Genomic DNA, 23,115 nt, shown 5'->3' with positions numbered 1-23,115 from the left:
TCCCTCACTCAGCCACCGTGGAAGTGATCGTAGATCTTCTTCGCCACCGCCTCGGAAACCCCCGGCACCGCCGAGAGATCCGACAGCCCGGCCTGGGACACCGCCCGGGCCGAGCCGAAATGCAGCAGCAGCGCCTTCTTCCGCTTGGCGCCGATCCCCGGCACGTCGTCCAGGATTGAATGCCGGATCTCCTTGGAGCGCTTGGCCCGGTGCGCGCCGATCACGAAACGGTGCGCCTCGTCGCGCAGCCGCTGCAGGAAGTAGAGCACCGGGCTCTTGGGGTCGAGGCTGAACGGCTCGCGGCCCGGCATGAAGAAGCGCTCGCGTCCGGCATTGCGGTCCGGCCCCTTGGCGATCGAGGCCACGCAGACATCGGCGATGCCGAGATCGGCCATGACCTGCATCACGGTGTTGAGCTGGCCCTGGCCGCCGTCGATCAGCACCAGGTCCGGCCAGAGGCCCTTGTCGCGATCCGGATCCTCCTTCAGCGCGCGGTTGAAGCGGCGGGTCAGCACCTGCCGCATCATCGCGTAGTCATCGCCGGCGGTAACCGGGGGCCGAGCCGGATCGATGGTCGCAATCGCCTGCTCCAGCGAGGCATTGGGCTCGACCTCGAAGCGCGGCATCGGCGCTTCCGCAAGCCCTTCGGGACTCTGGGGGCCATCGGGCATCTCCGGCGTCTCCTCCTCCGCTTCCTCCTCCTTCCGCGTCACGTCGCGGATCGAGTATTTGCGGTACTGGTTCTTCATGAAGCCTTCCGGCCCGGCCACGATCATCGCGCCATAGGGATTGGTGCCGGAGATATGGCTGTTGTCGTAGACCTCGATCCGCTTCGGCGGCTGCTCCATCTTGAACAACTCGGCCAGCGCCGCCAGCAGCCGGGTCTGCGAGGCCGACTCCGCCATCCGCCGGGTCAGCGCGTCCTTCGCGTTCAGCAGCGCGTGATCCAAGGCCTTGCGCTTGTCGCCGCGCTGCGGCGCCAGGATCTCGACCTTGCGATTGGCGCGCAGAGACAGCGCCTCGGTCAGCAGCGCGGCTTCCGCCGGCATCTCGTTGACCAGGATCAGCTTCGGCGGCGTCTTGTTCTCATAGAACTGGCCCATGAAGGCCGCCAGGATGTCCTTCACCTCGGCCTGACGGTCATGGGCCGGGAAATAGGCGCGGCTGCCGTAGTTGCTGTTGTTGCGGAAGAAGAACACCTGCACGCAGCTATGGCCGGACTCTTCCTGGTGCGCGGCGATGATGTCGGCTTCTTCCACATTCTCCAGGTTGATGTCCTGGCGGCTCTGGATCGCGGCCAGGGCCTGGATGCGGTCGCGGAGCCGCGCCGCCTTCTCGAACTCCAGCGCATCGGAGGCCTGCTGCATCTCGGCGGACATCCGCAGCTTCACCGCATCGCTCTTGCCGGTGAGGAATGAATGCGCCTCCTGCACCAGCCCATGGTAATCGGCCTCGGTGATGCGTCCGACGCAAGGGGCCGAGCAGCGCTTGATTTGGAACTGCAGGCAGGGCCGGGTGCGCGCGGCGAAGATCGAATCCGAGCAGGGCCGCAGCAGGAAGGCGCGCTGCAACGCGACGATGGTGCGATTGACCGCGCCGGCGGAAGCGAAGGGCCCGAAATATTCGCCCGGCCGGTTGCGTGCGCCACGATGCTTCGCAAGTTGTGGCGCCGGATGATCGCCGGTGATCAAGATATAGGGGAAGCTCTTGTCGTCGCGCAGCAGCACGTTGTAGCGCGGCATGTAGCGCTTGATCAGATTCGCTTCCAGCAGCAGCGCTTCCACCTCGGTGTGGGTGGTGACGAATTCCATCGACGCCGTTTCGGAGATCATCCGCTGGATGCGATTGCCCTGACGGTAGGGCTGCGTGTAGGCGGTGACGCGTTTCTTCAGGTCGCGCGCCTTGCCGACATAGAGAACGTCGCCTTTCGCATTCATCATGCGATAGACGCCGGGGCTGTTCGGCAGGGTTTTGACCTTCTCGCGGATCACGCCGGCGCCCTGCGCCAGCCGGCCGCGCTCGGCGCGCGGCGCTTCCGTTGAATCTTCAGGCGTTTCCGTGTCGGTCCAATCGTCGCTCATGCTGTTCGGGATATAAGCTGTTCCAGAGCATTATTCTGGCGGCAGCAAAGCCGCGCGTCGTTTTCCGGACTTTTACGCCGCGACTCTGGTCTTAACCAGGACGGATATCCCCTGTTTCTGTGGATAAGTCTGTCGGTAATCTCCGGCCGGTTTGACGGCGATCAGAGCTTCCGGCAGCCTCCCGGAAATGCATAGAAAACGGGCAGAAATGCCAAGATATTGATCTATATGATCTTATTCAGCCCGCCCTGAAATATCGTGGTCATAAAGCGGACTCCACTCTTGACTCCCGGGGGCGTTTGAGACTCCCGCCGCCATGTGAACAACTTGGCTCAGGATTCTCCGATTAGGGGCCTGATACGATTAATTTTTCGCTGTCACGGCACTGTCGCGGTTTGGGCTCTTGCGCGTCGCAAAAACGGGGACCGCAGCGCATCAAGGCCGTGTCACCGGGAGTTGCGGACCCTTTCGATCTCCACGCCGACGCTGTCGGCCTCGGGGAAGACGTCGAGCTTCTCGATCCGCACTTTTGCAGATTGCACACGCCGGTCGACGAGGCAGGCTTGCGCGATCCTGTCGGCCAAGGTTTCAACCAGGTTGATATGGCCCTCGTCGACGATGGCGCGCACCTGCTCGACGAGATCGGCGTAGTTCACGACGTTGTTGAGCTCGTCCTTGATCGCCGGGTGTTCGGTGGCAACCAGCTCGAGATTGATGCGCACGCGCTGGGTGCCCAGCTTCTCGTGCTGATAAACGCCGATCCGTGCCGGCAACACCAGGTCGCGGACCAGGACCTTCATCATGCGGGATGCCGCAGTTGAGGGATGCGCGGCGATTTTTTCAGCCTGACTCATGCGGTTAGAACCCTCCACAGCTGAAGATGTTGCCGCACTCTGGGGCCGGCTCGACAATCGAGCATATGAAGAAGCCGCGCTCTGGGGCTTCTATGCAGGGGCTGCCCGCCCCCTGCACACCATCATTATAGTGTTTTGCCGCGCCCGAGTCCCGCCCACTGTCGGCCGCGGTTATCCTCAAAGCGACCGGCTTCTTTCTCACACCGGCGCAGCGATCATTACTCGCGCGGCATGAAGCCTTTCGTGGATTGCTGCCAGGCCAGGTGCTCGCCGCCGTCCAGCGCGATCATCTGCCCGGTCATGGCCGGCGCGGAGAGGATGAACCGCACACCGGCTGCGATTTCTTCCGGAGTCGCACCATGGCCGAGCGGAACGGCCGCGGTCTGCGCATTGAACTGATCAGCGGTCTGCCGCTCGCTGGCCATAGTCGGGCCTGGTCCGATCCCGTTGACGCGGATGCGCGGCGCCAGGGCCAGCGCCAGAGTCCGGGTCAATGTCCAGAGTCCCATCTTGGCGACCGTGTAGGACAGGAAATAAGGCGTCAGTTTGAAGACCCGCTGGTCCAGCATGTTGACGATGTTGCCTTCGGCGCCTTCGGGAAGCTGCTTCGCGAAGGCCTGGCTGAGCACCAGCGGCGCGCGCAGGCCGGTCTCGATATGACGGTCCCAGCTGTCCCGCGTCACCGTATCGATCTTGTCCATCTCGAAGACGGACGCGTTGTTCACCAGGCAGGTCAGCGGCCCGAGCTTCTCGCGTGCGCGCGGAATCAGCGTCTCGACCTCGGATTCCTTGCCGAGATCGGCCTGCAGGACCACCGTGCGGCAACCGAGCGCACGAATATCTTTCGCGGTCGCCTCGGCCTCGGCGAGCGAGTGGTGGCAATGCACGGCGACATCCCAGCCGTCGGCGGCGAGGCCGAGGGCAATGGCGCGACCGAGACGCTTCGCCGCCCCGGTGACCAGGGCTGTCTTGATGGGGGCTGATTCCGGCATGGCCGGAGCATGGCGGGCGAAGCCGGCAGAGGCAAGCGGCAAGGCGTGTTGAAATCGCTGGCCTTTCGGAGGAAGCCCGGCGAACCTGCTTGACGCAAGTCAAAGCCTCCGACAGCGGATTCGGATCACATCGACCGCACAACCGAGCGAGTTCAGCATGCGTCTGGTCCCCTTCGTCATCCTGGCGGTGATTGCCGCCGTGGCCGCCGCCTTCTTCATCCGCTGGCAGGCCGACCAGGCCGACGCGATTCCCGCGGGCCTGGCCCGCGCCAACGGCCGGATCGAGGCGGAGCGCGTCGCCGTCGCCACAAAATTCGCCGGCCGCGTCGCCGAGATCCTGGTCAAGGAAGGCGACTTCGTCGAGCGCGGCGCGGTGATCGCGCGCATGGACACCGCCGAACTGGTGGCGGAGATCGCCGCCGCCAAGGCCAAGGTCCAGCAGGCGGTGCAAGGCATCGGCCAGGCCAAGGCCCAGCTGCTGATGCGCCAGGCGGAATTGAAGCTCGCCAATGTCGAGCTGCAGCGCGCCCAGACCCTGAGCAAGCGCGACTACGTCTCGGCTTCGACGGTCGATCAGCGCCAGGCACAGCGCGACGTCGCCGCCGCGACCGTGACCGCGGCCCAGGCCGCGATCGGCGATGCCGAGGCGGCCCGGGATGCCGCCGAAGCCTCGGTCGCGCAGCTGCAAGCGGTGCTCAACGACATGACCTTGCTGGCGCCGGTCTCGGGCCGCATCGAATACAAGCTGGTGCAGGCGGGCGAAGTGCTCTCGGCCGGCGCCTCGGTGGTGTCGCTGCTCGACCTCACCGACGTCTACATGACGATCTTTCTGCCGACACTCGATGCCGGGCGTGTCGGGCTCGGCAGCGAAGGGCGGATCGTGCTCGATGCGGCGCCGGACTACGTCGTGCCGGCCGGCGTCTCCTTCGTCGCCGCCGAGGCGCAGTTCACGCCGAAATTCGTCGAGACCGAGAACGAGCGCGACAAGCTGATGTATCGGATCAAGCTTCGGATCGACCCCAAGCTGCTGGAGACCTACCGCGACTATGTGAAGGCGGGTCTCACCGGCGACGCCTATGTGAAGGTGCAGGCCGATGCGGCCTGGCCGGACACCCTCGCGCCGAAGCTGCCGCCGGCACCCGGCAATGCCGCTCAATAACGCCGAGCCCGGCCCGGCGGCGCTGCGGATCGACGGTCTCTCGCATCGCTACGGCAAGACCGTCGCCCTCGATGCGATCGCGCTCGAGATTCCGCAAGGCGCGTCGGTCGCGCTGGTCGGACCCGACGGCGTCGGCAAGTCGACCCTGCTCGGCGTGATCGCCGGGGCTAAGCGAATCCAGGCCGGCCGGGTCGAGGTGCTCGGCGGTGACATGCGCGACCGCCGGCATCGTCGCAAAGTCGGTCCGCGCATCGCCTACATGCCCCAGGGCCTCGGCCGCAATCTCTACCCGACGCTGTCGGTGGTCGAGAACATCGACTTCTTCGCGCATCTGTTCGGGATGGATCCCGCGGCATTGGCCGAGCGCCGCGCCCGACTGCTGGCGGCGACCGGCCTGGCGCCGTTTCCCGACCGCCCGGCCGGCAAGCTCTCGGGCGGGATGAAGCAGAAGCTCGGCCTCTGCTGCGCCCTGGTGCACGATCCCGATCTGCTGATCCTGGACGAGCCGACCACCGGCATCGATCCGCTGTCGCGGCGCCAGTTCTGGGAACTGATCGCCACCATCCGGGCCGATCGCCCCTCCATGACCATGCTGGTCGCCACCGCCTACATGGAGGAAGCCGAGGGCTTCGACCAGCTGCTGGCGATCGACCAGGGCCGGCTGCTGGCCGCCGGCCCGACGCAGGCGGTGATCGCGGCGGCCGGCGCCGTGCATCTCGATGCCGCCTATGTCGCGCTGCGCCATCGCGGCGCCGCCGCGCCGCCGCCGCCGCTGGAGATCCCGCCCCGCGTGGCGCATGACGGCGCCCCGGCCATCGTCGCGGAGGGACTGACCCGCCGCTTCGGCGACTTCGTCGCGGTGGATCATGCGAGTTTCAGGATCGAGCGCGGCGAGATCTTCGGCTTCCTCGGCTCCAACGGGTCCGGCAAGACCACCACGATGAAGATGCTGACCGGCCTGCTCGCCGCCAACGAAGGCAAGGCCGAGCTGCTCGGCCATCCGGTCCAGGCGCAGGATATCGCGACCCGGCTCAAGATCGGCTACATGTCGCAAGGCTTCTCGCTCTATGAGGAGCTCACCGTGCGCGCCAACCTCGCGCTGCATGCCCGGCTCTATCGCATCGCCGCCGGCGAGATAAAGCCGCGCATCGAGGCCGCGCTGCAGCGCTTCAAGCTCGAAGACGTAGCGGATTCGCTGCCCGGCAAGCTGCCGCTCGGCCTCCGGCAGCGGCTGCAGCTTGCGGCGGCCTGCCTGCACCGGCCGGAGATCCTGATCCTCGACGAGCCGACCTCGGGCGTCGACCCCGAGGCGCGCGACGACTTCTGGCGCCTGATCCTGGAACTCTCGCGCAACGAGGCGGTCACCATCTTCATCTCCACCCATTTCATGAACGAGGCCGAACGCTGCGACCGCATCTCGCTGATGCATCGCGGCCGCACGCTTTCGGTAGGAACGCCGGCGGAGATCATCGCCGCGGAGAGCGCCGCCAGCCTGGAACAGGCCTTCATCCAGCAGATCGCCCGCGCCGATCCGGAGGCCGCCGTCGCGACGACACCACCGGCGGTCAAGCACAAGCCGGCACGTCTCCCGCTGCCGGCTTTCCTGCAGCGGCCGCTCGCCTTTGCGCGGCGGGAGCTGATCGAGCTGATCCGCGACCCGGTGCGCCTGGCCTTCGCCTTCCTGGGCCCGATCTTCCTGATGATCACCTTCGGCTTCGGCGTCTCCTTCGACGTGGACCGCCTCACCTATGCCGTGCTCGACCGCGACCAGTCGCTGGAAAGCCGCACCCTGCTGGAGAATTTCCAGGGCTCGCGTTACTTCCTCGAGCAGGCGCCGCTCTATACCGAGGCGGAGATCGACCGCCGGCTCAAGTCCGGCGAGCTGAAGATGGCGCTGGAGATCCCACCGGATTTCGGCCGCGACCTCCTGGCCGGGCGCCGGCCGGAGATCGGCGTCTATCTCGACGGCAGCATGCCGTTTCGCGCCGAGACCATCCGCGGCTATGTCGAGGGCATCGCCGTCGATTATGTCGAGACGCGTCTTAGCGGCAGCACGACCGCGGTGATGCCGGTCTCGATCCAGCCGCGCTTCCGCTACAACCAGGATTTCAAGAGCGTGGTGGCGATCGTGCCCGGTACCATCATGCTGCTGCTGATGCTCATTCCCGCCATGCTGACCGCGGTCGGCGTGGTGCGGGAGAAAGAGCTGGGCTCGATCGCCAATCTCTACGTCTCCCCCGCCGGGACCGGCGAGTTCCTGATCGGCAAGCAGTTGCCCTACGTCCTGCTCGGCTTCATCGCCTTCCTGTTGCTGGCCGGCCTCGCCGCGCCTGTGTTCGGCCTGCTGCCGAAGGGCAGCCTGGCGGCGCTGGCGCTGGGCGGACTGCTCTATGTCGGTGCATCGACCTCGTTCGGCCTGCTGGTCTCGGCCTTCGTCCGCACCCAGGTCGCGGCGATCTTCGCCGCGGCGATTCTCGGCATGATTCCCACGGTCAACTTCTCCGGCCTGTTCTACCCGACCTCGACGCTGGAGGGGACCGGCCGGATCTTCGGCATGCTGTTCCCGGCCTCGTGGTTCCAGACGGTCAGCCTCGGCGTGTTCGACAAAGGCCTCGGCTTCACGCATTTCCTGCCGCAGCTCGCGGCACTGGCCGGCTTCGCCTTCGGCTTCCTGCTGCTCGCGCGGCTGCTCGTCCGGAAGCAGGAGCGCTGACCCGATGAGTCTCTTCCGGCACGCCTCCAACGTCTTCCGTCTCGGCCTCAAGGAGCTCGCCAGCCTGTCGCGGGACGTGGTGATGATGGTGCTGATCCTCTACACCTTCACCATGGCGGTCTATGACGTGGCCAAGGGCGTCCGCACCGAGGTGCAGAACGCCGCGGTCGCCATCGTCGATGACGACGGCTCGGGTTTCTCAAGGCGGCTCATCGATGCGGTCCAGCCGCCCTACTTCCAGCAGCCGATCCGCGTCGGCCGCGACCAGGTCGAGGACCTGCTCAACCGCGGCGCGGTCACCTTCGTCCTCGCGCTGCCGCCCAAGCTGGAGGCCGATCTCCTCTCCGGGCGCCGGCCGGAGATCGCGATCGAGGTCGATGCCACCGCCATGACCCAGGCCGGCGTCGGCACTGCCTATCTGCAGAACATCGTCACCCGCACCGCGCGCGACTTCCTGCACGAGCACGACGCCGATTCCGGCCTGCCGGCGACGGTGGTGACGCGGGCACTGTTCAACCCCAACCTGGAATCGATCCGCTTCAACGCGGTGATGCAGGTGCTGGAGAACATCACCATCCTGGCGGTGATCCTGGTCGGTGCCGCCGTGATGCGCGAGCGCGAGCGCGGCACCATCGAGCATCTGATGGTCATGCCGGTGACCGCGGCCGAGATCGCGCTCGCCAAGATCTGGGCCAACGGCCTGGTGATCCTGGTGGCGGTGGCGCTCTCCCTGATCTTCGTGGTGGGCTGGGCACTCGGCGTGCCGGTCGAAGGGTCGATGCCGCTCTTCCTCTGCGGCGCGGCGCTCTATCTCTTCGCGGCCACGTCGCTCGGCATCCTGCTGGCGACGGTCGCGAATTCCATGCCGCAGCTGGGCCTGCTGGCGATTCCGATCTTCGTGGTGATGAACCTGCTCTCCGGCACCACCACGCCTATGGAGGCGATGCCGGAATGGCTGGGCGTGGCGATGCAGGTCTCGCCCTCGACCCATTTCGTGGCGCTTTCCCAGGCGATCCTCTACCGCGGCGCCGGATTCGAGACCGTCTGGCCGCAAATGGCAGGGATCTTTGGGCTGGGCTTGGCCTTTCTCCTGGTGGCCTTGCTGCGTTTCCGGGCGATGCTCGCGCGACAGGCCTGAAGCGCCCCAGGGGTCAAACCCGGGCTAAGTCAAGGGTTGGGCCAAGGGTTAGCGATGAACGAACTGGATCTGGACTGGGAGACTCTCTCCCATCCGCTCGAGCTGCTGGTGTCCCTGGCGGTGGGCCTGCTGATCGGCATGGAGCGCGAGTGGCGCCAGCAGCGGGACGCGGACCAGCCCGACGAACATGCCGGCTTACGCACCTTTGGCCTGTTCGGGCTGCTGGGCGGCATCGCCGGCCTGTTCGAGCAGAATGCCGCCTGGATCGCGGCGGCCACCCTGCTCGCGGTTGCCGCGGTGCTGATCGCGCAGCGGCGCAAGGGCGACCGCAACCTGCCGCTGGAAGACGTGACCACCCTGGCCGCCGCCCTGGTGACCACGATGCTCGGCGCGCTCGCCACCATCGGCATGCCGCAGCTCGCCGCCACCGCCGCCGTGGTGATCGTGGTGCTGCTGCACCTGAAGCCGACGCTGCACCGCTGGATCGGGGCGTTGAGCAAGGACGAGCTGCGCGCCGTGCTGCGCCTGCTGGTGATCTCGCTGGTGATCCTGCCGGTGCTGCCGGACCAGGGATACGGTCCCTATGAGGCGCTCAACCCGCGCAGCATCTGGTGGTATGTGGTGCTGATCTCGCTGCTCTCCTTTGCCGGCTACCTGGCGATCCGCATCCTCGGGCCGAAGCGGGGCTATCTGGCGACCGGCCTCTTCGGCGGCATGGTCTCCTCGACCGCAACCACCGCGGCCCTGGCGCGCCTGGCCAAGCAGGACCAGAAATCGGTCGCGCCGCTCGCGGCCGGTATCGCGCTCGCCAACGGCGTCAGCGTCATGCGCATGCTGATGATCGTCGCGGCGATCTATCCGCCCCTCGCCCTTGCCGCGGCCTGGCCGCTCGGTTGCTTCGCGCTGGTCGCCGTCGCTTGCGCCCTTCTGCTGTGGCGCTTCCAGACCGCACGCGGCAAAGGCAAGGCGATGGAGATCGCCAATCCGTTCGGCATCGGCCCGGCGCTCAAGCTCGCCGCGGTCCTCGCCACGGTGCAGGTGCTGGCGGCGTTCCTGGAGGACCGTTACGGCCAGGCTGGGCTGCAGGGCCTGGCGGCCATCGCCGGACTGGTCGATGCCGACGCCATCAGCCTGACCGTGGCCCGCAGCGCCGCGGGCGGCGCGGAGATCGGCTCGGCGTTGACCGCCTTGCTGATCGCGGTGCTCGCCAATGCGGTGTTCAAGTCGGTGCTGCTGTTTTCAGCCGGGGGCAAGATCGCGGTCTGGGGGATCGGCGCGCTGGCGCTGATGTGCAGCGCCGCCGGAATCGCCTGGTTGATTCCTATGCCGCTCGAGCTGGAGACGGATCAGCCTTCGGGCTGATGGCAGACCGCCTCGATGTTGTGGCCGTCCGGGTCGAAGACGAAGGCGCCGTAATAGTTCGGGTGATAGTGGCCGCGGATGCCCGGACCGCCGTTGTCGCGGCCGCCGGCGGCGAGCGCCGCGGCATGGAAGGCGCGCACCGCTTCCCGGGTCTTGGCGACGAAGGCGAAATGGATCGTGCCCGGCGCATCGCCCGCCCCCAGCCAGAATTCCGGCTTGCCGTCGGTGCCGAGCAAGGCCCAGCCCTCGCCCTCCTCGACCACGCTCATGCCGAGCGGCGCCAGGACCGCGAGATAGAAGGCTTTGCTTTTCGGGAAGTCGGCGACGGTGAAGCCGATGTGATCGAAGGGCACGCTAATACTTCCCCTTGCGCTGGCGGAATTTCGGCTTCATCCCCGCCTTGCCGGCGGTGGAGCGCGCCGAGGGCGGCAGCGGCTTGCCGTCGAGCCCCATGCCGGCGCGGCCGGCCGCGGTGTTCGGGATCTCGAGGTCGATCGATTCCAGGCGCTTGATCTCGTCGCGATACCGGGCCGCCGTCTCGAACTCGAGGTTGGCCGCCGCGTCGCGCATCTTCTTCTCGAGATCGGCCACCGTGGCCTTGAGATTATGCCCGACCCGGTGCATGTCGCCGATGACGCCGGTATCCACCGTCACATGGTCGCTCTCGTAGACCGAGCTCATGATGTCGGCGATGCCCTTCTTGACCGATTCCGGCGTGATGCCGTGGGCGGCGTTGTAGGCCTGCTGCTTCTCGCGCCGCCGGGTGGTTTCGGCCAGCGCGTATTCCAGGCTGTCGGTCATGTTGTCGGCATAGAGGATGACCCGGCCCTCGACGTTGCGCGCCGCGCGGCCGATGGTCTGGACCAGCGACGTGCGCGAACGCAGGAAGCCTTCCTTGTCCGCATCCAGGATGCAGACCAGCGCGCATTCCGGAATGTCCAGGCCTTCGCGCAGCAGGTTGATGCCGACCAGCACATCGAAGGCGCCCAGGCGGAGATCGCGGATGATCTCGATCCGCTCCAGGGTCTCGACATCGGAATGGATGTAGCGGACCCGCACACCGGCATCGTGCAGGTATTCGGTGAGGTCCTCCGCCATGCGCTTGGTGAGCGTGGTGATCAGGACCCGCTGGCCCTTCTTCGCCACTTCCTGGCATTCGGCGACGACGTCATCGACCTGGGTCTCGGTCGGGCGGATGATGCAGACCGGATCGATGAGGCCGGTCGGGCGGATCACCTGCTCGGCGAAGACGCCGGCGGTCTGCTTCATCTCCCAGGCGCCCGGGGTCGCGGACACACAAATCGTCTGCGGCCGCATCCGCTCCCATTCCTCGAACTTCAGGGGCCGGTTGTCGATGCAGGACGGCAGGCGGAAGCCGTATTCCGCCAGGGTCGATTTCCGCGCGAAGTCGCCTTTATACATGCCGCCGATCTGCGGCACGGTGACATGGCTCTCATCGACGAAGATCAGCGCGTCTTCCGGGAGATATTCGAACAGGGTGGGCGGCGGCTCGCCGGCCTTGCGGCCGGTCAGATAGCGGGAATAGTTCTCGATGCCGGCGCAGCTTCCGGTCGCCTCCATCATCTCCATGTCGAAGGTGACGCGCTGCTCCAGGCGTTGCGCCTCCAAGAGCTTGTTCTCGACGTTCAATTCGGCGAGCCGAAGCTTCAGGTCCTCTTTGATATGCTTCACCGCCTGGTGCAGGGTCGGCTTCGGCGTCACGTAGTGGCTGTTGGCGTAGATCTTGATCTCGTCGAGATCGGCGCTGCGCTCGCCGGTCAGCGGGTCGAACTCGTAGATCGCCTCGATCTCGTCGCCGAACATCGAGAGGCGCCAAGCGCGGTCCTCCAAATGGGCCGGGAAGATCTCCAGGCTGTCGCCCTTCACCCGGAAGGTGCCGCGGAAGAAGGCCGCCTCGTTGCGCTTGTACTGGATCTCGACCAAAGCGCGGAGCAGCTCCTTCTGGTCAATGCTGTCGCCGCGCTTCAGGGTGATGGTCATCGCCGAATAGGTCTCCGGCGAGCCGATGCCGTAGATGCAGGAGACCGAGGCGACGATCACCACGTCGCGCCGCTCGAACAGCGCCCGGGTGGCGGAGTGGCGCATCCGGTCGATCTGCTCGTTCAGCGAGCTCTCTTTCTCGATATAGGTGTCGGTGCGCGGGACGTAGGCTTCCGGCTGGTAGTAGTCGTAATAGGAGACGAAATACTCGACCGAGTTCTCGGGGAAGAAGCTCTTCATCTCGCCGTAGAGCTGGGCCGCCAGGGTCTTGTTCGGCGCAAGGATCAGCGCCGGGCGCTGCACCTGCTGGATCGCATGCGCCATGGTGAAGGTCTTGCCCGAGCCGGTGACGCCCAAGAGCACCTGGTCGCGCTCGCCTGCCCGAATCCCGGCGACGATATCGGCGATCGCCTGCGGCTGGTCGCCCGCCGGCTGGAACTCGGACATGAGCTGGAACGGCCGGCCGGTGGTCGGGCCCACTGGCACGCGCTGCTCGACGATGACGGGTTCGGACTGAAGCGGCTTCTGCATGCGCCCTATATAATACGGGCGGATTGCAGCGAAAAGGCAGCCGCGGCGGTCCCGCGGCTCGGACTGTCACGCTGCTGACAGTAGGGTGGCAACTAGCCCTTGCGTTGCTCCGGGGTTCGGACCGCCCTTAGGCATTCGGCGTAGGTGTCGAGGATCCACTGGCGGTCGGCATTGACCCGGTCCTTGGCCGGATTGCCGTGCAGCGTGCGGTTTTCCAGGTCGGCGACCAGCAGCAGGAGGCGATAGGCCACGCTTTCCGGTGATTCGTCGGTGGGGTGCTCGGTTCCGTTCTCGGACATGCGGCGATCCTTCGGCTGCGGGTCTCGAGTGTTAGCCGCCGGGACCGGGCCGGGCTCTGATCCAAGTCAAAGACGCATCAGCGGTCGGCGCGGCCCAATACCTCGATCAATTCCGCGATCTTGGCCCGCTGTCCCTTGGGATCGCCGCTGGCGATCGCATGTTCGACGCAATGCCCGACATGATCCTTCAACACCAGTCCCTCGATGCGGCGCAGGGCGGCGCGCACCGCGGCGATCTGCGTCACCACGTCGATGCAATAGCGGTCCTCCTCCACCATTCGGGCGAGGCCGCGCACCTGGCCCTCGACGCGGTTGAGGCGTTTCAGGCAATCGGTCTTGGTTTCTTTCTGCATGCCTTGACATATACCCCCGCCGGGTATATTTGACAAGTGGAAAAATACCCCCCAGGGGTTATACGATGGATCAGGAGCTTCCCATGAGCGACCCGCGCGCCGGCCACGACCATGCCCACGGCGAAAAGCCGGCAGCAGCGAAGCAAGGCTGCTGCGGCGGCGGCGGCGCCAAAACAACCCCGAAAGCGGCCCCACTCCAGGCGCCGTCCGCGACGGCCAAGGATCCCGTCTGCGGCATGGACGTCGAGATCGCCACCGCGAAGCACCGGCACGAGCACGCGGGTCAGGCATATCATTTCTGCTCGGCGGGCTGCCGGCTGAAGTTCGAATCCGATCCGCAGAAATATCTTGCGGCTAAGGATCCGGTCTGCGGGATGTCGGTCGACAAGGCGAGTGCGCAGCACAAGACGGCATATGCGGGCCAGACCTATTACTTCTGCTGCAACGGCTGCCGCAGCAAGTTCGAAGCCGATCCGCAGAAATACCTGGCGCCCCCCTCTGGTTTACTGGGGCCGGCAGCCGCCGCCGCGCCGGCGAACAAGGACGCGATCTTCACCTGCCCGATGCACCCGGAGATCCGCCAGGTCGGTCCCGGCTCCTGCCCGATCTGCGGCATGGCGCTGGAGCCGCTCGACGCTACGGCCGACGCCGGTCCGAACCATGAGCTGATCGACTTCACGCGCCGCTTCTGGATCGGGCTCGCGCTGAGCCTGCCGGTGGTGGCGCTGGAGATGGGCGGGCATGTCTTCGATTTCGGCCATCTCGTGCCGGCGCAGATCTCCAACTGGATTCAGCTGGCGCTGGCCACGCCGGTCGTGCTTTGGGCCGGCTGGCCATTCTTTCAGCGCGGCTGGGCTTCGGTCGTCTCGCGCCATCTCAACATGTTCACCCTGATCGCGATCGGCACCGGCATCGCCTGGATCTACAGCCTGGTCGCGACCCTCGCGCCGCAGCTCTTCCCCGCCGCCTATCGCGGCCATGCGGGAACGGTCGCGGTCTATTTCGAGGCGGCGGCCGTCATCACCGTGCTGGTCCTGCTGGGCCAGGTGCTGGAGCTGCGCGCCCGCGAGCGCACCGGTGGTGCGATCCGCGCGCTGCTCGACCTTGCCCCCAAGACCGCGCGTCGCCTCGAAGGCGACAGCGAGCAGGAGGTGCCGCTGGACCAGATCGCCGCCGGCGACAGGCTCCGCGTCCGCCCCGGCGAGAAGGTGCCGGTCGATGGCGAAGTGCTCGAAGGCAAGAGCACGATCGACGAATCCATGGTGACCGGCGAGTCGATGCCGGTCACCAAAGGCCAGGGCGACAAGCTGATCGGCGGCACGCTCAACACCACCGGCAGCCTGATCCTGCGCGCCGACAAGGTCGGCGCCGAGACCATGCTCGCCCGCATCGTGCAGATGGTGGCGGAGGCGCAGCGCAGCCGCGCGCCGATCCAGCGTCTGGCCGACCAGGTGGCCGGCTGGTTCGTGCCGGCGGTGCTGGCGGTCGCGGTGCTGGCTTTCGCCGCCTGGAGTCTCTGGGGACCCGAGCCGGCCTATACCTACGGCCTGGTTGCCGCCGTGGCGGTGCTGATCATCGCCTGCCCCTGTGCGCTCGGGCTCGCGACGCCGATGTCGATCATGGTCGGCGTCGGCCGCGGCGCCCAGGCCGGCGTGCTGATCAAGAACGCGGAATCGCTGGAGCGCATGGAGCGGATCGACAGCCTGGTGGTGGACAAGACCGGCACCTTGACCGAAGGCAAGCCGCGGGTGATCGAGATCGTCCCGGCCGAGGGCATGGACGAAGCACAGCTGCTGCGCCTCGCCGCCGGCGTCGAGCGCGCCAGCGAGCATCCGCTTGCCCATGCCATCGTCGCCGCGGCGCAAGACCGCAAGCTCGAGATCCCCAAGGTGCGCGGCTTCGATTCACCGGCCGGACGCGGCGCCTATGGCCTGGTCGAGGGCAAGGTCGTCGCGTTGGGCAGCGCCGCCTTTATGGCCGAGCGCAAGATCGACACCGCGCCGCTGGCCGCGGCCGCCGACCGGCTGCGGCAGGACGGCGCCAGCGTGATCTTCGCTGCGGTCGGCAACCAGCTCGGCGGCGCGATCGCCATCGCCGATGCGGTGAAGGCGACGACGCCGGAGGCGCTGCGGGCGCTGCGCGCCGAAGGAATCCGCATCGTCATGCTGACCGGCGACAACCGGGCCACCGCCGAGGCCGTCGCACGCAAGCTCGGCATCGACGCGGTCGAGGCCGAGGTCCTGCCCGAGCACAAGCGCGACACGGTCGAAAAGCTCAAGCGGGAAGGCCGCGTGGTCGCCATGGCCGGCGACGGCGTCAACGACGCGCCGGCTTTGGCCGCCGCCGAGATCGGCATCGCCATGGGCACCGGCACCGATGTCGCGATCGAAAGCGCCGGCATGACCCTGCTCGGCGGCGACCTGGGGGGCATCGTCCGTGCGCGCAAGCTGTCGCGCGCGGTGATGGCGAACATCCGGCAGAACCTGTTCTTCGCCTTCGCCTACAACGTGATCGGCGTGCCGGTGGCGGCCGGTGTGCTCTACCCCGCCTTCGGCCTCGTCCTCTCGCCGATCATCGCCGCCGCCGCCATGGCGCTCTCCTCGGTGAGTGTCATCGGCAATGCGCTGCGGCTGCGGATGACCAAGCTCTGAGCTTGCGCGGGCGTCGCGTTTGCGTAGACTGCCCGCGCTTTTCACTCTCCCGGGACCTTTCTCCCCTAGGATTCAAACATGGCCAAGACCTACGCGATCGCCATCGTCGGCATCGGCAAGATCACCGAGGACCAGCACCTCCCCTGCATCGCCAAGAATCCGCGCTTCAAGCTGACCGGCCTGGTCAGCCAGCGCGGCGTGGCGCGCGACGGCGTGCCGACCTTCAAGACCCTGGGCGAATTGCTGAAGTCCGGCGTGGCCGTCGATGCGGTCGCGGTCTGCACCCCGCCCAACGCGCGCCACGCGATCGCGGTCGAGGCGATGGATGCCGGCAAGCATGTCCTGCTGGAGAAGCCGACCACCGCGACCACCTTGGAAACCGCCGACCTGGTCGCGCATGCGGCCAAGACCCAGCGCGTCGCCTATGCCACCTGGCATTCGCAGCACAACGCCGCCGTCGATGAGGCGAAGCGCCTGCTGGCGGGACAACGGCTGAAGCGCCTGCATGTCGAATGGAAAGAGGACGTGCGGCGCTGGCATCCGGGGCAGGAATGGATCTGGGCGCCGGGCGGCTTCGGCGTGTTCGACCCGACCATCAACGCGCTGTCGATCCTGACCAAGATCCTCCCCGGCCCGCTGTTCGTGACCTCCGCCGAGCTGATCACGCCGAGCAATCGCGAGACGCCGATCGCCGGCAAGGTCACCTTCCGCAGCCCGGCGGCGGCCGCGAATGCATCTTTGACCGCCGAAGTCGATTGGCGCCAGACCGGCCCGCAGAGCTGGAACATCGACATCGAGACCGAGAGCGGCACCAAGCTCGAGCTCCGCGAAGGCGGCACCAAGCTGAGCGTGGACGGCAAGCAGACCGTCGCCGCGCCGATGGAAGAATACGAGCGGATCTACGAACATTTCGCCGATCTGCTGGACCGGGGCCAGAGCGACATGCACTACACCCCGCTGCAGCTGGTCGCCGACGCTTTCTTCGTCGGCAAGCGCGTGCCGACCGACGCCTTCCACTGGTAAGGGTCAAACCCGTCGACCCCTCACCCCGCCCTCTCCCGCAAGGGGAGAGGGGGTTCCTATTCGCTGCTTCGAAAGAGGACTTAATTGCTTACGCGCGGAGCGCGGACAACGTCCCCCTCTCCCCCTGCGGGAGAGGGCAGGGGTGAGGGGTCGATGACTCTCACCGACATCCCTCACCGACTTTAAGCTTCCACCAGCCCCAGCACCTGGCGGTCGAACAGCTTGCGATAGACGCCGCCCGCGCGCTTGGTGAGCGCCCGGTGGTCGCCTTCCTCGATGATCCGGCCGCGGTCGAAGACCAGGATCCGCTTCAGCGCCCGCACGGTCGACAGCCGGTGCGCGATCACGATCGCCGTGCGGCCCTCGATCAGCCGTTCGGTCGCCTCGTGGATCAGCGCCTCGGATTCCGAATCCAGGCTCGAGGTCGCCTCGTCCAGAATCAGGATCGGCGCATCCGCCAGGAAGGCGCGGGCCAGGGCGACGCGCTGACGCTCGCCGCCCGAGAGCTTCACGCCGCGCTCGCCCACCAGGGTGCCGTAGCCCTTCGGCAGGCGCTCGATGAAGACGTGTGCGTTGGCGAGACGCGCCGCTTCCTCGATCTCCGCCATCGTCGCCTGCGGCCGGCCATAGGCGATGTTCTCCGCCAGCGAGCGGTGGAACAGGATCGGCTCCTGCTGCACGATGGCAATCTGGGACCGCAGTGCGGACTGCGGCGCCAGGGCGATGTCCTGCCCGTCGATCAGGATCCTTCCGCCGTTCACGTCGTGCAGTCGCTGGATCAGCTTCACGAAGGTGGTCTTGCCGGAGCCCGAGAGCCCCACCAGGCCGACCTTCTCGCCGGCCGCGATGGTCACGTCCAGGCCGTCATAGAGCGGCTTGTCGTGGCCGGTATAATGGAAGCGCACGTTCTGGAACTCGATCCGCCCGTCGGTGATGGCGATCGGCCGCGCCTCGCGGTGATCGGCGATGCCATAGGGCTCGACGCCGATCGCCACCAGCTCCTCCATCTCGTTCACCGCGTGCTGCAGGTCGCGGATGTACCAGCCCACGTCCCGGAGATAGCCGTGGATCACCAGATAGGCAGTCAGCACATAGGCGAGATCGCCCGGCGTCGCCTGGCCGTTCCACCAGAGCCAGAGCGCGAAGCCGATGATCGACGCGCGCAGCGCCAGCAGCGCGATCAGCTGGGCCGAGCCGTTGTTGGTGCCGCGGGTCCAGGTGCGGCGCGTGCGCCTGGCCCATTTCGCGGTGAGCCCCGCCAGCCGCAGCTCCTCGCGCTGCTCGGCGCCGAAGGCCTTGACCACCGGGTTGCAGGAGATCGCATCGGCCAGCGCGCCGCCGACCTTGGTGTCCCACTGGTTGGAGAGCCGCGCCGAGGGCCCGACATAGGCCACCGACCCCAGGCAGGCGAGCACCACGAAACAGACCGCGCCGCCGAAGACGATGGCGCCCATCAGCGGCCAGCGCGCGCCCAGCAGCACGGTGGTGCCGAGCAGCACGACCGCCGACGGCAGCAAGGCCACCAGCAGGGTGTCGTTCAGGAGATCGAGCGCCCAGATGCCGCGGGTGATCTTCCGGACCGTCGAGCCGGAGAAGGTATTGGCGTGCCAGTCGGTGGCGAAGCGCTGCACCCGGTGGAAGGCCTCGCGCATCGCATCCGACATGATGGCGAGGGTCATTCGAACGACACCGAGGAAGCCCAGATGCCGGAACAGCACCAGCATCGCGCCCAACGCGATCATCGCGCCCAGCGCCTCCAATGCCGCGATCAGCGCCGCGTCGCGATCGCCCAGCGCCAAGGCATCGATCAATCGGCCGGCGTAGAGCGGCACCACCACGTCGGCCAGCGTCTGCAGCAGCACGCAGCTGCCGATCCAGAACGCCAGCAGCGGCCGGCGCCGCCAATGGCCGAAGGTGAAGCCGAGCACGTTCCTGAACGGCGCTGCGCGGTGGCGCAGTTCGGTGAGGACGGAAAGAAGATTGGTCTTCATGGTCTTGATCCGGCGCCGCCTCCCTGGATTCACCGGGAGGCCGGCAGCCGCTCCACTCAAATGGGTTCGACAGACGCGAATGCGGGATCAACCACGCATCGGCGCAGGGTCGGCCTGAATCTCAGGAATTTGGTGCGGGGCGGTGATCTTGGCCCCGCGACACCCGACCGCTCCGGTCGGGGCCTTCTCTCTCGGACCTAGTGTCGAGAAGGCATTCGAGATTCCGCGGCATCGAGCGACCCCGGCTTGACCTTCAGCCGACCCATTTCAGCGGTATGGATCGCCAAGGCATACGGGGTCCGGCCGAAGTTCACGGACATGATAGCGATAGACATGCTGATCCTCCGGCCACGCGTTGAGTGAAGAGGCGCGGAATGTACCGAAATCGCGCGGGAATTGCAACCCGTGGGGTTGTCGCTCGCTCGCGGACGCGCCACATTTCGCCGATGAGGGACGTCTCTGGAAATGGAAGGAGGACCTGGTGGCGGAGCGGCGCGGCCAAGGCTCTCTATTACACCTTGGTGTTTCTCAACGCAGTGGTCTGGGCGATTCTCTTGCTTAAGGGAATCATCGCGCTGGTCTCGACGAAGGGCTCAGCCGAATCGATTTTCGGCCCTGCTTATCCGCTGACATCAGTCTTCGCCAGCCTGGCTATTCTCGTCGTCGGCACACTTGTGGTGTTCGTCCTTGTCGACAAATGGTGCAGCAAAGGTTTCCGAGGGCGAAGTCCCAAACGCATCCTCGACTCAGATTGATCGGACTATCTCCACCGCGATCTCGGTGCAGACCCCGCCGTTGGTCGGGTGGAAATCGACCGAGCAGGCGGTGACCACCAGCAGCAGATCCATGTGCGCCCACAGAACGACGTATCCTCCCGGGGGATTGCTCGATTCCAGCACATCCAACCGGCCATCCGGCTGCGGCGGCGAGTTCTGGAAGAAATCGACCGGATCCGGAGCAAAGGGAATCGTGATTCCCTCACTCTTTAGCGCGATCATCAGGTTATCCCGGCAATTGGGATGGCCGGGCAAGCCAGCGCGTGCGTAAAGGAGCGCGTCGCAGGCCGGGAACAACATGTCATGCCTGCCGGCTGAACCATCCTTCCAGAAGGTCAGCATCGCCTGTGCCTTGTCGCTGTAGAACAAGCCGCCGATCTCCGGAAACATGCGCTCGTTGAGGTCACGGGTCTGAGAGGTGCTGAGCCAGTCCAGCGCGCCCTCCGTCGAAAAGGCGAAGAGATCGGCGACCTGTTTCCCCTTCACATCAGTGATGCGGATGAACTCGCCCTGCCGCACGCGGAAGGCGCGGCCGGATTGCGGCGGGATGATGAAACTTCTCGATTCGCTCATGCTTTCGCCTTCATCTCCGCTGCCAGCACGTCGGTCAGGCGTGCCGGAATGCTCTGCGCGATGTTGATCCTGAGGAAGCGCTTCCATTGCCGCGAGGGGCTGAACACGCTGCCCGGCGCCAGCACCACGCCGCGCCCGATGGCGCGCGCTGCCAGCACCTCCGCATCCGGGGCGTGCTTCGGCAACTCCATCCAGAGGAACATGCCCTGCTCCGCCTCGGTCCAAAGCTTCAGCCCAAGCGCCTCCAGCCGCCGGCACAAGGGCGGCGTCGCCTTGCGCAGTTTCTCGCGCAAGGCCGCCACGTGCTTGCGATAGCTGCCGTCCTCCAGCAGCCGGTGGACGACCTGCGCGGCACCCTGGTTGTTACCGAAGGTGGTGGCGAGCTTCAGGTCGGCGAGATGCCGGATCGTCTCCGCCGGCCCGGCGATGAAGCCGACCCGGAGCGCCGCCGAGATGGTCTTCGAGAAACCACCGAGATGCAGCACGCGGGTGAAGCCGTCCAAAGCCGCGAGCCGCGGCGTCGGCACCGCCTGGAAATCTCGGAACACGTCGTCCTCGACGATCCGGAAGTCATGGCGTTGCGCCAGGTTGAGCAGCCGATGCGCCTGTCCGGGCGCGAGGCTGAGGCCGGTCGGGTTCTGGATCGCCTGGTTGGCGAGATAGAGCTTCGGGTGCTCGGCCGCCGCCAGCCTTTCCATCGCCGCGAGATCGACGCCGTCCCGGGTCATCGGCACCGGCAGGGCCCGCGCCCGGTGCGCACGCAGCACCGCGTGGTAGTTGAAATAACCGGGGTCATCGACCAGCACCGCATCGCCCGGCTGCAGCAGATGCCGGCAGACCAGGTCGACCGCCTGCGAGGCGCCGTCGGTCAGCAGGATCGTCTCCGGCGCCGCGGCGATGTCGAGCTCGGCCAGCCGCATCCGGATCTGCTGTCGCAAGGGCAGATAGCCGAGCGGATGGCCGTATTGCAGCAGCTGCGCACCGGGCATCGCGGCGATGCCGCGCAGGGCGCGGCGGATGCCTGCCTCCGGCAGCCAGGAATCCGGCAGCCAGCCGCAGGCTGAATGCACGACGCGATCGTCCAGCGAGAGCGACTGGCGCATCATCCAGACCGGATCGACCGTCTCCGGCGCGGCATGCCCCGGGCTGGCCGCGCGATCGATCAAGGTGAGCGGTGCTTCACGCCCGGCGACGAAGAATCCGGATTTCGGCTTGGCAGTGATCAGGCCCTGCGCGATGAGCCGGTCGTAGGCCTCGACCGCGGTGAAGGGCGAGATGCGGTTGGCCGCCGCCAGCTTGCGGATCGAGGGCAGCCTCTCGCCCGGCAGCAGGGTCTTGGCCGCAATCGCCGCCCGCAGCGCCGCCACCACCTGCTCCTGCAGCGGCGCGGCCGCGGCGGATTTGAGCTGAAGATCCATCTGTATAGGTCTCTGTAACGGTACAGAATGTCCAACTATACCGCATCTGTGGCTGGAGAGGCGAGCGTGGAGAGATGATCTTCGACGGTGACTCGCACCCCCACCCTAACCCTCCCCCGATTCGGGGAGGGACCGCAGCGAGCATGCCTTCTTCTCCCTCCCCCGAATCGGGGGAGGGCCGGGGTGGGGGTACGCAACACTGTCTTCCAGGCGACCAAGAAGATGACCATCCAACTCACCACCGCCCCACGCGCCGACCACCATCGCCTCGCCGGTATGATTCATGGCGCGATCGGCATGGCGATCTTCGCCGGCTCGCTGCCAGCGACGCGCGTGGCGGTGATGGGGCTCGACGCGATCTTCCTCACCGCCGGCCGCGCGGCGGGCGCCGGCATCCTGGCCGCGCTCCTGCTCGCCGCAACGCGCCAGAAGCTCCCCGCGCGCAGCGATCTCCTTCCGCTGCTCGTCGTCGCGGGCGGAGTCGTGCTGGGCTTTCCGCTGCTGACGGCGCTGGCGCTCAAATCTGTGCCGTCTGCTCACGCGATCGTCTTCGTCGGCCTGCTGCCGCTGGTGACCGCACTGTTCGCCGTATTGCGTGCGGCCGAGAAGCCGCGCGCACCTTTCTGGCTCTGGGCGATGGCCGGCAGCGCCTCGGTTTGTATCTATGCGCTCTGGCACAGCACCGGTGGCTTCGCCGCGCCTGATCTCCTGATGCTGGCAGCGATCGTGGTCTGCGGTCTCGGCTATGCCGAGGGCAGCCGGCTTTCGAAGCGGATCGGCAGTTGGCAGACCATCTGCTGGGCCTTGGTCCTTTCGCTGCCAATCAGCCTGCCGGCGACACTCGCGACGCTTCCGGGCGACTTGAAGACGGTCGCGCAGCCGGTCTGGCTCGGCTTCGGTTATGTGACGCTGTTCAGCATGTTCATCGGCTTCTTCTTCTGGTACCGCGGCCTGCTCCTCGGCGGCATCGCCCGGGTCAGCCAGATCCAGCTGTTCCAGCCTTTCCTGGGCCTCGCTTTGGCCGCCGTGGTCCTGGGCGAAACCGTCTCGCCGGACATCGCCGTCGTGGCCCTGGTGATCGGCGTCTGCGTCTGGCAGGCCAGGAAGCACGCTTAGCTTTACAAGAGCCACCCGAAACTCATTCCCGGCCCGCCCAAAAACGCATTTCCAAAGCCCCGGTCCGGCGATGGATTTTGCTCC

At 66.7% G+C, this 23,115-nt stretch carries 18 protein-coding genes; 8 read left to right on the top strand and 10 right to left on the bottom strand.

Translation table 11 applies throughout. The features are described from left to right. Positions 1-8: 8 nt before the first annotated feature. The 3 genes from uvrC to ACH2CY_RS05820 form a co-directional block, all read right to left on the bottom strand. Entirely contained in the window at positions 9-2,081 is a 2,073-nt protein-coding gene (uvrC, locus tag ACH2CY_RS05830) for an excinuclease ABC subunit UvrC (protein WP_395016983.1), read from the bottom strand. 446 nt (positions 2,082-2,527) lie between these two features. Then, positions 2,528-2,884 carry a dihydroneopterin aldolase gene (folB, locus tag ACH2CY_RS05825; RefSeq protein WP_395016980.1) on the bottom strand — a complete coding sequence of 119 codons (357 nt, stop codon included), beginning with the start codon at positions 2,882-2,884 and terminating at the stop codon, positions 2,528-2,530. 269 nt (positions 2,885-3,153) lie between these two features. Further along, positions 3,154-3,927 carry an SDR family oxidoreductase gene (locus ACH2CY_RS05820; RefSeq protein WP_395016977.1) on the bottom strand — a complete coding sequence of 258 codons (774 nt, stop codon included), beginning with the start codon at positions 3,925-3,927 and terminating at the stop codon, positions 3,154-3,156. 157 nt (positions 3,928-4,084) lie between these two features. Here ACH2CY_RS05820 and ACH2CY_RS05815 point away from each other — a divergent pair, with 157 nt between their 5' ends. From ACH2CY_RS05815 to ACH2CY_RS05800, 4 genes are read left to right on the top strand one after another with little or no spacing between them, the layout of a single operon-like run. Continuing rightward, entirely contained in the window at positions 4,085-5,086 is a 1,002-nt protein-coding gene (locus ACH2CY_RS05815; protein ID WP_395016976.1) for an HlyD family secretion protein, read from the top strand. Then, positions 5,073-7,799, top strand: a complete 2,727-nt coding sequence (gene rbbA, locus ACH2CY_RS05810; RefSeq protein ID WP_395016974.1) for a ribosome-associated ATPase/putative transporter RbbA — start codon at positions 5,073-5,075, stop codon at positions 7,797-7,799. The genes ACH2CY_RS05815 and rbbA overlap by 14 nt, the downstream gene beginning before the upstream one ends. A 4-nt stretch (positions 7,800-7,803) precedes the next feature. Then, positions 7,804-8,937 (top strand): ABC transporter permease, encoded by a 1,134-nt coding sequence (locus ACH2CY_RS05805; RefSeq protein ID WP_395016973.1) that lies wholly within the window; start codon positions 7,804-7,806, stop codon positions 8,935-8,937. 54 nt (positions 8,938-8,991) lie between these two features. After that, positions 8,992-10,299 carry an MgtC/SapB family protein gene (locus tag ACH2CY_RS05800; RefSeq protein ID WP_395016970.1) on the top strand — a complete coding sequence of 436 codons (1,308 nt, stop codon included), beginning with the start codon at positions 8,992-8,994 and terminating at the stop codon, positions 10,297-10,299. Here ACH2CY_RS05800 and ACH2CY_RS05795 read toward each other — a convergent pair. From ACH2CY_RS05795 to ACH2CY_RS05780, 4 genes are all read right to left on the bottom strand, one after another. Then, complete coding sequence (locus ACH2CY_RS05795; RefSeq protein WP_395016968.1) at positions 10,284-10,652, bottom strand: VOC family protein; 369 nt, start codon at positions 10,650-10,652, stop codon at positions 10,284-10,286. The two genes, ACH2CY_RS05800 and ACH2CY_RS05795, sit on opposite strands and share 16 nt — an antisense overlap. Before the next feature lies 1 nt (position 10,653). After that, the gene (gene uvrB, locus ACH2CY_RS05790) at positions 10,654-12,831 is read right to left on the bottom strand and encodes an excinuclease ABC subunit UvrB (RefSeq protein WP_395016965.1); all 2,178 of its coding nucleotides are present in this window, start codon (positions 12,829-12,831) and stop codon (positions 10,654-10,656) included. Positions 12,832-12,923: 92 nt separating this feature from the next. Then, entirely contained in the window at positions 12,924-13,130 is a 207-nt protein-coding gene (locus ACH2CY_RS05785) for a hypothetical protein (RefSeq protein ID WP_395016963.1), read from the bottom strand. Between the two features lie 77 nt (positions 13,131-13,207). Beyond that, positions 13,208-13,483 (bottom strand): metal-sensitive transcriptional regulator, encoded by a 276-nt coding sequence (locus ACH2CY_RS05780; protein ID WP_395016960.1) that lies wholly within the window; start codon positions 13,481-13,483, stop codon positions 13,208-13,210. 83 nt (positions 13,484-13,566) lie between these two features. On the opposite strand from ACH2CY_RS05780, the gene ACH2CY_RS05775 reads away from it, so the two are divergent. Continuing rightward, entirely contained in the window at positions 13,567-16,134 is a 2,568-nt protein-coding gene (locus tag ACH2CY_RS05775; RefSeq protein WP_395016957.1) for a heavy metal translocating P-type ATPase, read from the top strand. 78 nt (positions 16,135-16,212) lie between these two features. Continuing rightward, entirely contained in the window at positions 16,213-17,157 is a 945-nt protein-coding gene (locus ACH2CY_RS05770) for a Gfo/Idh/MocA family protein (RefSeq protein ID WP_395016955.1), read from the top strand. A 182-nt stretch (positions 17,158-17,339) separates the two neighbouring features. On the opposite strand, the gene ACH2CY_RS05765 is transcribed toward ACH2CY_RS05770, so the two are convergent. Further along, positions 17,340-19,148 (bottom strand): ABC transporter ATP-binding protein, encoded by a 1,809-nt coding sequence (locus ACH2CY_RS05765; RefSeq protein WP_395016953.1) that lies wholly within the window; start codon positions 19,146-19,148, stop codon positions 17,340-17,342. A 374-nt stretch (positions 19,149-19,522) separates the two neighbouring features. On the opposite strand from ACH2CY_RS05765, the gene ACH2CY_RS05760 reads away from it, so the two are divergent. Next, entirely contained in the window at positions 19,523-19,903 is a 381-nt protein-coding gene (locus ACH2CY_RS05760; protein WP_395016952.1) for a hypothetical protein, read from the top strand. Here the strand turns inward: ACH2CY_RS05760 and ACH2CY_RS05755 are convergent. Next, a complete protein-coding gene (locus ACH2CY_RS05755) occupies positions 19,895-20,584 on the bottom strand; it encodes a DUF1989 domain-containing protein (RefSeq protein WP_395016950.1) in 690 nt (229 codons plus the stop codon). The two genes, ACH2CY_RS05760 and ACH2CY_RS05755, sit on opposite strands and share 9 nt — an antisense overlap. Next, a complete protein-coding gene (locus tag ACH2CY_RS05750; protein WP_395016948.1) occupies positions 20,494-21,915 on the bottom strand; it encodes a PLP-dependent aminotransferase family protein in 1,422 nt (473 codons plus the stop codon). Before ACH2CY_RS05750 ends, ACH2CY_RS05755 begins: the two co-directional genes overlap by 91 nt. A 183-nt stretch (positions 21,916-22,098) precedes the next feature. On the opposite strand from ACH2CY_RS05750, the gene ACH2CY_RS05745 reads away from it, so the two are divergent. Beyond that, a complete protein-coding gene (locus tag ACH2CY_RS05745; protein ID WP_395016945.1) occupies positions 22,099-23,031 on the top strand; it encodes a DMT family transporter in 933 nt (310 codons plus the stop codon). Positions 23,032-23,115: the final 84 nt, after the last annotated feature.

The sequence above is a fragment of the Dongia sp. genome, from assembly GCF_041905885.1.
Lineage (GTDB): Bacteria > Pseudomonadota > Alphaproteobacteria > Dongiales > Dongiaceae > Dongia.
This window is presented reverse-complemented; position numbering and strand designations above follow the sequence as displayed.

Excerpts from the sequence above, each read along its gene's own strand:
- uvrC (WP_395016983.1), bottom strand. The coding sequence starts at position 2,081 with ATGAGCGACGATTGGACCGACACGGAAACGCCTGAAGATTCAACGGAA.
- folB (WP_395016980.1), bottom strand. The coding sequence starts at position 2,884 with ATGATGAAGGTCCTGGTCCGCGACCTGGTGTTGCCGGCACGGATCGGC.
- ACH2CY_RS05820 (WP_395016977.1), bottom strand. The coding sequence starts at position 3,927 with ATGCCGGAATCAGCCCCCATCAAGACAGCCCTGGTCACCGGGGCGGCG.
- ACH2CY_RS05815 (WP_395016976.1), top strand. The coding sequence starts at position 4,085 with ATGCGTCTGGTCCCCTTCGTCATCCTGGCGGTGATTGCCGCCGTGGCC.
- rbbA (WP_395016974.1), top strand. The coding sequence starts at position 5,073 with ATGCCGCTCAATAACGCCGAGCCCGGCCCGGCGGCGCTGCGGATCGAC.
- ACH2CY_RS05805 (WP_395016973.1), top strand. The coding sequence starts at position 7,804 with ATGAGTCTCTTCCGGCACGCCTCCAACGTCTTCCGTCTCGGCCTCAAG.
- ACH2CY_RS05800 (WP_395016970.1), top strand. The coding sequence starts at position 8,992 with ATGAACGAACTGGATCTGGACTGGGAGACTCTCTCCCATCCGCTCGAG.
- uvrB (WP_395016965.1), bottom strand. The coding sequence starts at position 12,831 with ATGCAGAAGCCGCTTCAGTCCGAACCCGTCATCGTCGAGCAGCGCGTG.
- ACH2CY_RS05785 (WP_395016963.1), bottom strand. The coding sequence starts at position 13,130 with ATGTCCGAGAACGGAACCGAGCACCCCACCGACGAATCACCGGAAAGC.
- ACH2CY_RS05780 (WP_395016960.1), bottom strand. The coding sequence starts at position 13,483 with ATGCAGAAAGAAACCAAGACCGATTGCCTGAAACGCCTCAACCGCGTC.
- ACH2CY_RS05775 (WP_395016957.1), top strand. The coding sequence starts at position 13,567 with ATGAGCGACCCGCGCGCCGGCCACGACCATGCCCACGGCGAAAAGCCG.
- ACH2CY_RS05770 (WP_395016955.1), top strand. The coding sequence starts at position 16,213 with ATGGCCAAGACCTACGCGATCGCCATCGTCGGCATCGGCAAGATCACC.
- ACH2CY_RS05765 (WP_395016953.1), bottom strand. The coding sequence starts at position 19,148 with ATGAAGACCAATCTTCTTTCCGTCCTCACCGAACTGCGCCACCGCGCA.
- ACH2CY_RS05760 (WP_395016952.1), top strand. The coding sequence starts at position 19,523 with ATGTACCGAAATCGCGCGGGAATTGCAACCCGTGGGGTTGTCGCTCGC.
- ACH2CY_RS05755 (WP_395016950.1), bottom strand. The coding sequence starts at position 20,584 with ATGGAAGCGCTTCCTCAGGATCAACATCGCGCAGAGCATTCCGGCACG.
- ACH2CY_RS05750 (WP_395016948.1), bottom strand. The coding sequence starts at position 21,915 with ATGGATCTTCAGCTCAAATCCGCCGCGGCCGCGCCGCTGCAGGAGCAG.